This window comes from Filimonas effusa (genome assembly GCF_004118675.1).
GTDB classification, from domain to species: Bacteria; Bacteroidota; Bacteroidia; order Chitinophagales; family Chitinophagaceae; genus Filimonas; species Filimonas effusa.
In genome coordinates, this window is the sequence record NZ_SDHZ01000005.1 from 122391 (window position 1) to 137847 (window position 15457).

The window sequence follows — 15457 nt, forward strand, 5'->3', positions numbered from 1 at the left end:
GTACAGCCTTCCCTGAATTATGCTTTAATTTTTTCCTCTTCAAGATCTATCCGGTGAAGGAATCTGCGAATGATCTCCTCATCAATACGCTGCTCCTTTCTGTTCATATTCAGTAACAGATGACGTTGCTTTTCGAGAACACCAATATAGATTGGTTTTATACTTTCATGAATATCAGCTCCTTCTTCAGCGTTTAGCTGAAGCTCCCACTTATTTGCAAACTGTTGCAGCAGAAGATTGGAACCTAGTTCTGCTTTATGATGCTCATTTAAATACGCCAGGGATGCTTTTGCCAACTCTTCACGGAGCAATTTTCCGGTTTCGTCTTCCGGAAGATGATCATGAAATTCAGGAAGTTTTACTTTCCTGATAACAGCGGGAAGCGTTAACCCCTGTAAAACCAATGTCACCAGTATCACTACAAAAGTGATATATAATATCAGATCTCTTTGCGGGAAAGGAGTTCCATTATCAAACGTTACAGGAATAGATAAGGCAGCTGCCAGGGAAACAACACCACGCATACCTGTCCATCCTATCACGAACGGGGCTCTCACTCCAGGATTTTTATCGGCAACAGTAATGAAATGGCTGGCTATTTTGGTAAAGACCAGGGCACCAAAGGCGGCCATCATTCTTCCAACAATGAGCACGCCCGATATTAAAAGACCATAGCCTGATGCTTCATATATGCTCATACCCTCTTTTTGGACCCCCGCTACAATTTCAGGCAGGTCAAGTCCAATTAATAAAAACACGAGTCCATTCAGGATAAAGACCAGGCTTTGCCATACATTTCCTCCTCTTAAACGTGCAGAGCTACTTAAAAAAGAATGCCTGTGATAAGAAAGGAAAAGGCCACCACTTACCACCGCGAGTACACCTGAACTATGACATTCCTCTGCTACGATATAGATGGCGTGAGGCGTAACCAGTGTAAGGATGATATCCATATTTACATCGGTTGGCAGCCATTTATGCAGCTTCAGAAAGGTCAGCCCCACCAGCAGCCCTATAGCTACACCACCAGCTACCATCCAGCAGAATGTTAAGGCAGCTTCATGCCACACAAACTGGCCGGTAGCTACCGCTATCATCGCAAAGCGGAAAATAATCAGGGAAGACGCATCATTCAACAGGCTTTCACCTTCTAGGATAGAAGATGTTCTTTTAGGTACTTTTACAAATTTCAGAATCGCACTGGCGCTTACTGCATCCGGAGGAGAAACAATGCCCCCCAGCAAAAAACCCAGCGCCAGCGAAAACCCCGGAATAAAGTTATTGGCTATAACCGCTACCGATATCGCAGTCAGGAAAACGACTACGAATGCAAAGCTGCCTATAATTCTCCGCCAAAACCAAAGTTCTTTCCACGAAATGGCCCAGGCTGCCTCATATAGCAAAGGAGGAAGAAAAATAATGAAAATTAACTCCGGGTCTATTTTAAGCTGCGGGATACCCGGCACAAAACTGATCAGCAAGCCAGCCAATACCAGCAATACAGGATAAGCTACTTTTATCCTGTTGGCCAGCATTATCAAAAGAACGATCAGCACTATCAGCGCCAGGTAAAAAGGGAAATGATCCAGCATTTTAAAAACAGATTAGTTTAGTCACATTTTCATACCACGCCCGTGCATATGCGTGCTGTATAATGATAAATTTATTGATAAAATCTATAATAATAGCTGTTCACCCAAGATGAAAAATAACAAGCAATAAAAAAACAGCTAAGTAGACACAAAGCTGTTTCTCTTTTGTATAAAAAACCTACTGTTTACTCTCCATTTGCCTGCCTCCCTGGTAACAAACAAACAGAGATATCTTTACGCTTTCTGCCTGCGAATGTGTTTGAACCGTAATAAATAGCCCACTTTCAGCGAAAAAAATCTTGTATGGTACAATTCCTTTTTCTGCAGGTTTTCCTGGTAACGCAAAGACAAATCGAGCCGGGTGGTAGTTGGATACATGAGGCAGCCTAGTCCCCCTTCAAACGACGGGCCTGCATAACCTTTGTCGGTGTGGATCCCTGCTTTTAATTGCGAATACCATAATACCTTTCCCGGCAGCAGATTCATATAGTACCTGGCACCGGCGGTAAATGAGAAGAGCTGGCGGGATACGTATTTGATACCATGTTGCTGTGTGCCCACCATGCTCATGATGCTGGGTTCTGCGACTATGCTCAAATGATTGTTCAGCGATTTTGCAGCCAATACACTCATTCCACCCCCTACCTGGTTGGTAGAAGCCAGCTGACCAACGGGAACCGCCAGTCCTGCATTTATGTAAAGGCTCACCTTATGTTGTGCCAACAAGTTATTGGCAATGAAGACAGACAACAATGTAAAAAAGATCATTCTCATAAACTAACAGTCTCTTCTTTTTGTGTTTAATCATCCAATTCTTCTCCAAACAGCTCCCTGTCGGACTTAGAGTTTTTCATCAGCCTGTAGAAAAAGATCTGACTTATTACTGCTGTTGCCAGAAGGATGAGAAGTAGTATCATAGGAAATAGTTTGATTAAAAATCTACTGCCGCTTTAAAAAAAGCAGCAGTTTAACCCCAAAACCTCAAGGCACTTTTCAAACCAATGCCTACATAAAAATAAAAATGACATATACATATTTATATCAGTTATTTATCTTAAAGTATCAATATTGCTACAGAAAAAAATATTATTAAAACAATTGATATCGAAAGCAAAAAAAAGATCAGGAAGGGGCAGGGGATAAAAAAGCCCAGATGAGAACATCCGGGCGTCAATATCCTTTAATTGGCATGAGACCAATCAGTACAAAGGTCATAAACAGGCGGGTAAATGAATATCACTTTTTGCGCGTAATATGTCAGGAAAACGGCAAAAGGCGTTCAGCTGATTCATTTACCCTAACCTGTTGGGCGATCGTCACCTGGGTAATGTCATTGATTCTTTGCTATGTTTTTTTTGCCACTTTACCGTTACAACTGGCGTATATGCCTGGGGTCTACGCCGGCCACAGCTTCTTCGAAGTTGAATACCACGCCAAAGCGAAGGGTATTATTCATGGGGTTGATGCCTGCCTTACCTTGTGAAGGCGCGAGGTAGGATACGTTTATGTTGAACACCGGTAATCGCAGTCCTATACCGGCGGAGAAACCATTACGGTAGCTTTCAATACGCGGTTCATGACTATAGCCTGCGCGTACATATAGCAAGCGCCTGAAGTCGAACTGCGCGCCTAACGCAAAGCGATCGGTATTATTGGAGAATCCTTTTACCCAGCTTTTCATTACAGGCATTTCGTGATAAGCAGTTAAATCGTCCGGATTGGAAGGAATAGCCGGCACCAGCAGTTTTTCATATTGAGCTGCCAGCAGCAAGGCATTGTCTTCGCCCAGCAGGAAGGTATATCCTGCGCCCAGGGCAAAGGTGGCGGGAAGAAATTCTTTTCCTTCTGCGTTATCGGTATAACTTATTTTTCCGCCCAGGTTGGAGAGCATGAAGCCGCCCGTCCATCCCACTCCATATTCATCCCTGAAGTCGCCATAGAGAGAAAGGTCGCCCGCAACTGTTTTACCCGCTTTAAAAGCAGTGCCGTTATAGACGCCGCTTACGAGCCTGGAGTAAACAAAACGTAGCGCTGTAGAGGCACTGATATAATCATTGAGTTGCAAACCATAGGCTGCATCTACGGAAAAATCCCTGGGTTTATAAGAGCTGATTATGGTTCCAACTTCATCGGTGCCTGTAATGGTACCGGTATTGAAATAACGTACCGAGAAAGCGAGGGCGTCGCGGTCGTTGAGGTGCGTAAAAAAAGAAGCGGCGGCCAGGTATTGGCCGGAGTTATATGCCGAGAACCAGGGCGTATAGGAGAGCCCGATTCCCATTTTCTGCGGGCTGAAAGCCAGCTTGGCCTGGTTCATAAAACAACTGTTGGGATCAGGGTCCATAGGTATGGATATATCGGCCATACCTGCTGCGCGCGGGTCGGGCGATATACGAAGAAAGGGAACAGCGGTGGGTACGGTTAGTACTTCCTGCGCATACACCTGCCCACCAAGGAGCAGTGCTAAAAAAAGGGATCTTACACACATTATCTTTTATTTTTTAGACGCTAAAATTTTCATTGCTTTGTTTTTCAGTTCCTCTACCAGCAGTAGCTGTTGTTCCAGTGCGGTATTTTCTTCTGTCAGCCGCTCAATAAGTTGCTGCCGTTCTTTAACCGCTTCGGCCAGTACCGGAATAATTTCGTTATAGGCTAACGCTTTGGAATGCATATCATCATTGGCGGTAGTCACTACCTGTGTCAGTACCTTTTCCAGCTCCTGTGCAATAAAGCCGTAATGCACCTTTTTGTCGGTGGGCATGTGCTGCCTGGCCATTGCCTTTCCGTTCCATTTAAAAGAAACCGGCCGCAGCGCATCTATGGTGTTAAGCGCGCCCTTAATAGGCTGAATATCTTTTTTCAGGCGGCCATCGGAACTGAGATTAGTGGTAGAGGTGGCATTGATATTACCTGCTACATGTAACTTATAAAGTGGTTTATAAATTCCAATACCTACATTGGAGGCGTAGGTAGGGTTAGTGGATCCCAGGATAATGGTATTACTGTACTGAATCTGAGCAAAAGCACCGATGGCCGTAGCATTTGTGATATTGGTGGCAGAATTCTGTATGCTGTCTGTATAACCTGCACAATAACCCAGAGCGGTGTTAAATGAGCCGGAAGTAACACCAGCCAATGCATAGGCGCCTACGGCTGTATTTTTATCGCCGCTGGTTAAATTATAGGCGGCCCTGTATCCGGCAGCAGAATTATAGGAAGAGTTTCCGCCGAGGTTAGCAAGCGTCTGGTAACCCACGGCAGTATTGCTGGAACCCGTAGTCACAGACCGAAGGGCATCTGTACCTACAGCCGTATTAAATGAACCGGAAGTATTAGAAGACAGTGCACCTGCACCAAGTGCGATACAGCTATCGCCGGTACTAACGCACATAGCGCTATCGCCTATGGCAATCTGCGATCCGGAGTTAATGGCCCTTGTCATGGCATCGTGGCCAATGGCAATATTATAATCCTGCGTGGTGATTCCCCTGCCCGCCCTTGTTCCTATAGCAGCATTCAGGAAGCCACCGGTGCTGGCGATATTCCACATTGCATCATAACCAATAGCCACATTTTCTTCCTGAGGCTGGACAGGCGAACCAGCCAGGATGTTGAAGCCGTATTGACTTGCTTTTCCCGGCGGCAGCATATTATTGGCTCCTACGCCATCGCCAATAGGCGCCCAGGCATGTCCATTCCAGACAAACATATTAATACCGGCACTGGATGCATTATAGCCGGAGTAAAATGGTCTGCTTGACGGGCCGCTGAGCAGAAACATGATACGCCCCGGCGTTGTATCGGATGGATCGGGAAGCGCCACATATTGATTATCCACAGTTGTGTTTACTGATATCATGGTAAAGCTATCAACCGAATTTGCGGCTGCACCCAACAAGCCATTGGTGCTGACTGTAAAAACCGAAGGGTTTACCCCCAGTAATGTAGTTCCCTGGTTATGCAGGGTAGCGAAAGGCGTACTGGTTTTGAAACCTACATACCCGGTAGCACTATCCATAAAAAGCCGGGTAATATTGTTTGTTTTAAATACCAGTGGCCGTATATCGGTAGTACCCATGAAGCTGCCGGTATCTAACCCGGAGTTTCCGGGTAATGCCCATTGCATCCCTGATGGCGCCAGCCAGTTCCATTTGCCGTTGTTGCGGAAATACAATCCTTTATTGACCCCTGCGCCGGGGATATTTTGGAAATAGATGATGGAGCCGTCTTTCACCGTTTTTACAACCTTGGTGGTATCCGGGATACGTGGCAGTAATAAAGTTTGCCGCTGGCTCTCTATTTCCAATGCCGCAGACGAATCGTACCGGGTGATATTATTCCCCAGTTTCAGCTGCTGCGCGGTCAGGCGTGGCAACGGCCACATCAGCAGCAGGCAGCAGCACCCTGTAAGCCAGATCAGGCTGGATAAAAATGGAAAGGTCTGAAGTTTCATATCAGTAAAAAATTCATTTTTCATGTACAGTTTGCAATATGCGGTTTACTTGCGCCTGCATTTTTTTCAGTTGATCTTCGGCGTCAGCCTGATCCCGGGTAAGGTTTTGGAGTTGTGTTTGCTGCTGCTTTATAGCTGCGGTTATCACAGGAACCAGCGCTGTGTATTCAATCGTTTTAGTTTGAAAGGAATCTGTTGCGGTTATAACTGCGTATGGCAATACCAGTTCCACCTCCTGCGCTATATAGCCATAATGCACCAGGGAATCGGTACGGAGTTGCAGCCTTTTAGTTACGTCAGGATTCCACCGGTAAGTGACGCCGCGTAATGCCAATATTTTTTGCAGGGCATTTTCCAGAGGCTGGATATTCTTTTTCAGACGCAGGTCCGAGGGGGTTAAAATAGCACCTTGACTGGCGATGGCTCCGTTGATATGGAGTTTAAAACTAGGATTGTAAATACCTACTCCTACATTTGTAAGGTAAGTAGAAGCTTCCGAGCCAAAGATTATAGTGTTACTTTGAAGAAATTGTGCACGCGGGCCGATGGCAGTGGCATTTTTTACACTTTTATCGGAGTAGGTGCCAGCGTCGTAATTACCGCTATTATACCCAAAGGCGGTATTGTAGCCAGCGCCTGCATTCAGTTGCGTGCAAGCTTCAACCCCTGCAATTGTGTTATAGGATGATTTTACATAACGACCGGCAATATAACCGAGTGCCGTATTAAAATTAGCGGTAATTTCTGCCCAATCCATTGTCGCGGTGCCTAAGGCTGTGTTTCCGCTACCCGTGGTATTCGTGCTCAAAGCGCTGGTGCCTACAGCGGTATTGCCAGCCCCTGTTGTATTTTGATCAAGTGCCCAGGCGCCAATGGCACAGTTGCCGCTTGTGGAGGTGTTGGTTAGAGTTCTGTATCCAATGGCAACGTTACGGTTACCCGAAGTAGATGACCTAAGAGATTCAGTTCCAATTCCAACATTAGAAAAAGAAGCAGTATTTGCACTGATGCTTGAGAAACCGATGGCAATATTCCTGGTTCCATAAATGTTTTTATTCAAGGCGTTTTGGCCAATGGCAATATTGTCCTGAGCAACAGTATTGTCGGCCGCCCCAGCCATAAAGCCTACCGTAGAAGGCGCAACATATTTGTTTGGAACGGTGAAAGTCTGATTTTGAATTCCATCTCCAAACATCCGCCAATTAGATGATGCCCAGATAAAAGAGATGGCTTTATCAACTCCAAGTGAAAACGACCGTACATTAAAAGGCACCGTTCCTGTATTAGCGATTGTAATAATACGACCGTCTGCGGAAGACCTGGTAGGTGTGGGTAATGTAATACTTACACCATTCACAGTTTGAGGAATACAGAACAAGGTAAAGCTGTCTACCGTATTAATACTGCTTCCTAAAGAATAGGAGCCTGAAGACGGAAAACCGTTCATCATTTTGGCTCCCAGGATAGTAGCTCCACGATTATCAAGATTACCGGAAGGTGTTGTGGTGCCAATGCCTAAAAAACCAGAACTGGTACTATCGATAAACATGCGCGTGGTATTGCCTGTTTTAAAAAGTAGCGGACGCCCATCAGTAGTACCTACAAAATTCTGGTTTCCAACGGTACCTGCATTTCCAGTTGTATACCAATTTGCTCCCGCACCAAAAGGAGGAAGCAGTTCCCACCTTGCACCAGCGCGAACATAGGGTCCTTTGTTTAACCCTGTTGAAGGTTGGTAAAATAGCAGCGCCCCGTCTTTTACCGTTGTAACTACTTTGGCTGTATCGTTAATGCGCGGCAGTAACAAGACAAGCCGCTGGCTCTCTATTTCCAGCGCCGCAGAGGAATCCAGTTTTGTGTAATTATCGCCTATCTTCAATTGCTGGGCATAACCTGCTTTGGACAGAATCAATACCAGCAATATCAGACGCAGGGTTTTAACTACATCTGCAGCAATATGTACTACTGGAAATCTTTTAATTTTATTTTCAATAACCATATGAGCTTCTTATGTTAAAAACAGAGCTATACTATTTTACTCCGGCGCGGTTCTCCAGCTCATCCAATTCCTGTTGCAACCTGCGCAACCTGACCTTTAGAACCACCTGTTTTTGCTGTAATTCGTTAATCAGTGGCTGCTGCTGTTTTATGGCTTCTGTAATTACCGGAATAACCTCTGCATAAGCTACGGTTTTCAGATGCATACTGTCCGAAGCAGTATGTACCAGTTCAGGCAATACCTTTTCAATATCCTGCGCTATGAATCCCAGATGCAGCGAGCTATCAGCATACAATTTTAGTTTCCCGGCGAGATCTGTTTGCCAGCGATAGGAAACCCCGTTTACACCTTTTATTTTCTCCAGGGCATTTTGAACTGGATAAATGTCCTTTTTCAACCGCCGGTCAGAAGTAGTGGTAATAGCGGAACAATATACCGTTCCATTTACATGCACTTTATATTGGGGGTTGTAGGTGCCTATGCCTACATTACTCAGATAGCCGGTTCGTGCAGAACCTAATACTATCGCCGGATTACTACCTGTAACCTGTGCCAACGCACCTATAGCAAGAGATTTTGTTACCGGATTGCTACCGTTATTGGTGGATATAGAACTATCAGTGTTAAAAGCCGAAAAGCCAAGCGCAGCTGACTCGTTTTGAGCCAGAGCAGCTGCCGGAGAATTTGCCAACGCATTAGCGCCTACAGCAGTGAAAGCAGGTGAAGTCCGGCTGATTCCGGCGCCCCTGCCAATTGCAACTATGTTGTTACCGATAGGGGAGTATCCATTCCAATCCCAAAGGCCCGCAGCCAGGTAGCCTAAAGCGGAATTACTACCTCCGCCTACGCTTGCGACATTGAGATTCAAACTTCGATGACCTATGGCTATATTCTGGCTGTAAGAGTCCGAGCCACTAATTTTATTTAATGTGTAATCGCCTATACCAATATTATCGGTTCCTCTATTGTTATGCAAGGCCCTGTTGCCTATTGCTATACGGTTATTGCCAACCAATGAAGAGTTCGGCGCTATAACAACATTGCCATAGTAACTTGGACCAATGGTTGAACGGAGTATCCCCACATTGGAATATCCGGTAGTAAGATCACTAAAGCATTCAACTCCGAGGGCAATATTCATGTCACCGGTTACATTGGGAGAGGCATTATATCCAAGCCCTAAAGAAGGGTTTGGCCTGCTTGAAGTATAAACATAGTCTACAAAAGTGGAATTCGCCAGAAAATCGAAAGGCTGTCTCCAGCTTGAACCACCCCATATCATAGGGCTGGCCATACCTGGATTAGTCTTGGATGTGCCGTAAATAGTCGCACTACCGGTATTAACGATATAAATCACACGTCCCGGCGTTCTGATAGTAGGGTCGGGTATCTGAATATTTACAAAGCCAGTTGTTTGAGCAATAATAAACACCGAATACACATCTACAGTGGAAGCAGCAGTTCCCAGCATATCACTAATAGGAAAATTACCAAAATACTGAGGCCCCAATATCGTACTGCCCTGGTTGTGCAGTCTGGCCTTGGGCTGGCCGGCACCAAGGCCTACATAACCATTGGTGTCGATAATCATACGGGTGGTATTATTTGTTTTAAAAACCAGTGGCAAAGCGTCAAGTGTTCCGAGGAAATAAGAACCACTGTTGACGCCGCTATTGCCTGCCGTTGACCAGGCAGAGGAACGGGGCAGCATCCAGTTCCATTTGGCATCCGATCTTACATACAAACCTTTTGCAAAGGAATATCCGGGGTTATTGAAATATATCAATGATCCATCCTTTACGGTTGATACTATGGTATTCGTATCGTTGATTCTCGGCAGTAACAACGTCAGTTTATCGCTCTCAATTTCCAGCGCTGCAGAAGAATCACGATTTGTTGTATTATTACCCAGTTTCACCTGCCCGTTGCTTACAACGGGCAAACACTGCAATAAAATTATTGCCTGTATCAGCCGTTGTAAGCCCCATTTCAAAACAGTTCGTTCCATTATCATCGACATAGGTTTAATTCACCTTTATAAATCGCAGGTTACCGGTTGTCTTGTTATCTTTCGTTACCAGGAAGATGTTATAAGAACCGGCAGGTAAAGCAGATACATCCAGTTTGGTGACCGGCCCTGTAATTAACTTTTTAATGAGCATGTGCCCTGTAAGATCGTACACTGCCAATGTCACATAATTCACATAATCGGGTATAGCCACATTAATGTTAATGATTGCAGGGTTAGGATACATCAATACCGGATCTCTTGCATATGCCGGTGGTGCTACGATGGCACTATTGGAGTACACATAACCACCCAGTGTACAAAGTAGCCTCAGGCGGTATCCGGCGCTGGTATTGCTGTAAGCTGCGGTATCGGTAAACGTATAAGCCGTTATGCCACCCACCGGTGTAATACTATCTACTGTAATCCAGTTATTGGTATTATAAACATCTTTTTCAATAACCATACGCGACAGATTATTGAGATTTTGCATCACCCAGTCTAGCTTCACATTCAGCGGCGACAAACGGGTGCCTTCAATCTTCATCACTTGTTGCGTACAGGTGACTTCTTCACCTGCTACGAGTCCGGCAAACAAGGTAGTGCCGGCAGGTACCGAGGTTAAATCGGTATAGGTGGTGGCCGCTTCCGCTACAGGACTGCCGGTGGTAAGGCTGCCGGGAGAAACGGGGGCGTTCAGCATGCCGGCTTTATCCCAGGTGGCACTTACATCCTGGAAACGGCCAACGAAAGTACCGTTATGATTCGTAGCATAGATAGGACCTTCATTGGCAGTAAGATGCTGTAAGGTAAAACGCCCGGTAAGATTAGCTGAACTATTGACCATCCAGGTAGTGCCGGTAGACCTGTTATTGATGCTGGCACCACTAAGGCCCTGCTCGTACACATTATTAAAGACGCGTGTTTTTACCGTGGCGGCGGTGCCATTGTTTATAAAAGAAAACGGGGTATAACTTCCAGCCTGTGTACCAATGGGCCACACATAATTTTTCCCGTTGGCAGTAAGGTTCTGAATTTCAAGGAAGCCCCCCATGACATCGCCTCCCGTGGCAACGAAGGCAAGAGGATGATACCCCGATACGGGTGAAGCAGCCTGGCCGTTACGCACTACGAGAGAAGCGCCATTAAGAGATAAGATGCCTTGCACAAAATGAAGTTCACGAATGGATAGATCGGATCCATTGTCGAGCGTCAACCCACCGGTATTGTTGAGCCATAAAACAGGCATCCTGGTACCTGCCTGAGCAGATGCGCTGTAAGCGCCGTAGAGCGCTTGTCCGCCGCCGTTTCCCAGGCGTTTGAATCCAATGATGCCTTTATCGCTGAAGGAGGCTGTAGCGGCATTTTTCCAGCTATTGCCGCTAAAGTATAGAAACTGGGCACTATCCTGGCCTGCGTAACCTGCGACCTCCATATTTCCGAAGATGGAAACGGTATCTTTTACGAAAAGATGAACAGAAGCGCCGGGCGGAATATATACATCCTGGCAGAACACATCTTTTTCAGCAAGCATCATCGCAAAAAGGGATAATATCGCACGCACATATCTTTGTACCGCCATAATCATTAATAGTATTAAGGCCAAAGAATACAGGGAGCCGGGTAAATACCCGCTCCACTGTATCTGGTCTTTCATCAGGGAATAATATACCAACCGGTTGCAGCTACACCACTGGACTGCAGCTTTACGTAAGCCCCCGGGATAAACAGCGTCATGGGTGCAGCTGAGGTGACACTCACACCATCAATAGTACCTACAATATTCACTGGTTTGTTTGTATCCACTTTACTGATATCATTGACTGCTTTAATCACGTACACCCTTCCTTTTGAAGTAGCAGCAGCAGGAAGTGTGACGGTAATATTACCGTCTGCTACAACTGTATGATGTGTTTGATTAAGCGTAGTGCTGGCTGTAACGCTTTGAACACTTACCGACACACTACCCCCTACCTGCAATGTAGAGGTGGGTTTGTCGGTAGAAAGGCCGCCAACCAACAGTGAATCTCTCAGCACCTTGGTACCGGCTATGGGCTGGGTGCCGGTTGTAATGACACCCGGAGCGGTAAACGTAGCGCCATGGATCAACAGGGTATCTTTATTCAACCCCTGGCCGGTGATACGCTCCAGCGCAGTACTGAAAGAGGAGGTATCGACATTACCCAGGACCCATCCTTTAAAGACATCCGAAGGCATATTTCTACGTTCCACCGTTCCTGTAACGGTATCGTGGACCAGTACCGTGTTTAAGTTGGAAAGGCCTTTAAGCTTGGTGAGATAAAGGCTGTCGGTGAATTTGGCCACTTTTGAAAACAACGTGTCTGTAACAGATACATTTTTGGAGGCTTTAATATGGCCAGCAAACAAAGCTGAATCGGCTACACTCAATTTGCCGCCCAGTTTGGCATAACCCGCCGCAGAGAAAGCACCACCTACCGCAAGACTATCTGTAACAGATACTTTACCTGAAGCGGAGTCTATAGCAATACGAACAAGGTTATTAGTAATAATACTCAACGAACGCTGGTTGATGGTGCCCATGAGCGCCTTGGGGAAAAGTGACGGGTTGATGGTATTACCAGACATCGCCCATGAACGGTCTTCGGCATTATAAGCGAGCTTATACCATCCTGGTGTTGAACCTACTGTGCGGCGGATATAAATGCCGGCATTGGCAGGTGTAGCATCGGAATAATAAATCATAGTTCCGTTTGGCGGAGTCAGCGCATTAATGGCTGTGGTATCGGTCAGGCGCGGCAACAGGAAACCCTGTTTCGTACTTTCCAGTTCCAGCACGGAAGATTTATTGATAGAAGTTGGATTGAGACCAATTTTCTGCTGCGCATTGGCAGCTATAACAGCCAGCAACATCGTGGGTAACAACAGTAGCCCTATCCGTTTGATGCGGATTGCATTACGACAAATTTTATGCATATAATTATTTTATAAATAAGAAAATATAAACGGTTATCATTAAGGATCAATTCACCAGGAACCAGCTGTCTACTCCATTGGATTGCAGTTTACGGACAGTGCCCGCGTTATATATATATAATGCATCGCCCGCGGTTTTAACGGTGCCGTCTACAGTACCTACGATGGATACCGGTGCGGAGGTACTAACAGTGCTACTACCTTTAATGATATAAATCCGTCCTTTGGCGTTAACGGGATTGGGCAATGTGATGACAACGTTCCCATCAGCCACAACGGTATGATGTTTTTCATTCAGTGTTGTACTGGCACTTACGGAGAGTATATTCATGGAAACACTGCCTCCTACCTGTAAGGTAGAATTGGGTAAGTCGGTGGAGGCGCCGCCTACGAGCAGAGAATCGCGCAAGACCTTGGTACCCGCAATAGGCTGTGTGCCTGTAGTGATGACACCCGGCGCCGTAAAAGTTGCGCCATGAATAATCAGTGTATCCCTGTTTAAGTTTTGCCCGGTGATACGCTGTAGTGCTGTGGGATAGGAAGAAGTGTCTACGTTACCTATAGTCCAACCCTTGAACAGATCGGCAGGCATATTACGGCGTTCTACCGTACCTGTTACGGTATCCTGTACCAGCACGGTATTTAACAGTGAACCTCCTTTAAGATGAGTAAGGTACAGGCTGTCGGTAAACTTCGCGACCTTTGAAAACAGTGTATCGGTTACAGACAGGTTTTTACCTGCGGTTACTTTTGCAGCAAACATCGCGGAGTCTGCTACAGACAACTTGTTACCCAATATTACTCTGCCGCCAACATTCAGGGCTCCGCCCACAGTAAGACTGTCAACTACCGTTACTTTACCGGTGACCGAGTCGATTGTCATACGCACCAGGTTATTGGTAATAAAGTTTACCGAGCGCTGGTTCAACGTTCCCAGCAATGCCTTGGGAAACAGCGAAGGATCAATGGTATTGCCACCCATAGTCCAGCCACGGTCTTCCGCATTATACGCAAGTTTGAACCAGGCTGGCACACCTCCAGTTGTTTTACGGATATAAATACCTGCATTGGTATGGCTGGTATTGGATGGGTCCGTGAAATAAATCATGGTCGCATCGGGCGGGGTTAGCAGGTTAATTGCAGCGGTGTCGCCAATCCTCGGCAACAGAAAACCCTGGTTGGTACTTTCCAGTTCCAATACCGATGATTTGTTAATACGAGTAGGGTTATCACCAATTTTCATCTGGGCTTGTATCTTTGTAGCAGACAATAATAATGCTATTGCCAGTACGCTCATTTGCAGCCATTTGGGACAAGCCATCCTTTCCACAAAAGCCTTGTAAACTTCTCTCATTGGGATCGTTTAATTATGAAGAATAGTTAATTATTTATCAAAATTAATTTAGAAGAAAAAAAAGCCATATCAGTTTCCGTGCATTAAGTATCGTAAAACGCGTTATAGGTTTAAAATATCATTAAAGGATATATCGCTGCATACGAATGCTTCTTTTAACGCGAACGCTGGCCTCTCCTAATTTTATCCCGGCTTCATAGAGCTCCAGTTTATAATCACCGGCTTTAAACCCTTCGTTTAGTTTCCATTCATATTTAACTGTCACGGGTTTGGCGTAACTATAAGGCAGGGTAAGGTTAGCTGTATATATTTTATTAACCTCCTTGTTGGCGTTTTCATTTGCTTTAGGGCCTACCAGTACGGCAAAAATGCGACGGGAACTGGGGAGTGTACTACTGTCGGTAGCATTAAAGGACAGGCTAATGCGCGCATAGGATAAAAATCCACGCCGAACGGGTACTGGATTTTGGCCAATAGAATCATCGGCAACGAGTTGCACATTGGTAATACCCAGTTTACGACCTGCTTGTTTTTCGGATGCGGTTCCGGGAAGAGCTAATGTATCGGCATGCGCAAACGCGAAAGGCATACCGGTGGGCAGGTACATTGTATCTCTTACAGTAGCATTATTGTGGTACTGCAAACGGGACTGTTGCAACGAATCTATCCTGGCCAGCAGCACTACTATTTCAGCCTTTAGGCCTGCCATAGTAGTCTTTAATACGGCAATATTTTCCATGGTAGTTTTACCGGCATAACCAGGTCCGTTCAAACGGCTTATTTCGCCGCTTACCTGCTCAACCTCCTTGTTACGCTGCTGTAGCGCCTGCGTAAGAAAGTCGGCCCTTACCGAGCTTGAGTCACCAGTGCGCAAGGCATAATTAAAGCTGTCCCTGATTTCATTGAATATGTGATCAGATTCCACCATTTTCGACTGCAGCTCATGAATCAGGCGCTGCTCTTTCTTTTTACTGCTGGTATATAAAAACGAGAGGATAGATAAAGCTATCAGCAATAGAAAAAAAATCAAATAACGTCTTCTTTTTTGTTGCCTGCTTTCTCCTGTTATACCTACATGAAATTTACTCATAACTTG

The 15457-nt window shown here is 45.6% G+C and carries 10 protein-coding genes; all 10 read right to left on the bottom strand.

The annotated features are described in order from the left end of the window. Positions 1-17 precede the first annotated feature (17 nt). The gene (locus ESB13_RS21960; protein WP_129005899.1) at positions 18-1592 is read right to left on the bottom strand and encodes a Na+/H+ antiporter; all 1575 of its coding nucleotides are present in this window, start codon (positions 1590-1592) and stop codon (positions 18-20) included. A gap of 234 nt (positions 1593-1826) precedes the next feature. Then, entirely contained in the window at positions 1827-2366 is a 540-nt protein-coding gene (locus tag ESB13_RS21965) for a hypothetical protein (protein ID WP_129005901.1), read from the bottom strand. 595 nt (positions 2367-2961) lie between these two features. Next, positions 2962-4080 (bottom strand): type IX secretion system outer membrane channel protein PorV, encoded by a 1119-nt coding sequence (gene porV, locus ESB13_RS21970; RefSeq protein WP_129005903.1) that lies wholly within the window; start codon positions 4078-4080, stop codon positions 2962-2964. A gap of 6 nt (positions 4081-4086) precedes the next feature. After that, positions 4087-6045, bottom strand: coding sequence for a tail fiber domain-containing protein (locus ESB13_RS21975; RefSeq protein ID WP_164974307.1), 1959 nt, complete (start codon positions 6043-6045; stop codon positions 4087-4089). A gap of 13 nt (positions 6046-6058) precedes the next feature. Then, entirely contained in the window at positions 6059-8044 is a 1986-nt protein-coding gene (locus ESB13_RS21980) for a tail fiber domain-containing protein (protein ID WP_129005907.1), read from the bottom strand. Positions 8045-8075: 31 nt separating this feature from the next. Next, positions 8076-10052: a tail fiber domain-containing protein gene (locus tag ESB13_RS21985; protein ID WP_164974308.1), complete on the bottom strand. Its 1977-nt coding sequence runs from the start codon at positions 10050-10052 to the stop codon at positions 8076-8078. 16 nt (positions 10053-10068) lie between these two features. After that, complete coding sequence (locus ESB13_RS21990) at positions 10069-11634, bottom strand: T9SS type A sorting domain-containing protein (RefSeq protein WP_164974309.1); 1566 nt, start codon at positions 11632-11634, stop codon at positions 10069-10071. A 74-nt stretch (positions 11635-11708) separates the two neighbouring features. Further along, complete coding sequence (locus ESB13_RS21995) at positions 11709-13007, bottom strand: hypothetical protein (protein ID WP_129005913.1); 1299 nt, start codon at positions 13005-13007, stop codon at positions 11709-11711. A 46-nt stretch (positions 13008-13053) separates the two neighbouring features. Next, entirely contained in the window at positions 13054-14361 is a 1308-nt protein-coding gene (locus tag ESB13_RS22000) for a hypothetical protein (protein ID WP_129005915.1), read from the bottom strand. 121 nt (positions 14362-14482) lie between these two features. Next, positions 14483-15451, bottom strand: a complete 969-nt coding sequence (locus ESB13_RS22005) for a hypothetical protein (protein WP_129005917.1) — start codon at positions 15449-15451, stop codon at positions 14483-14485. Positions 15452-15457: the final 6 nt, after the last annotated feature.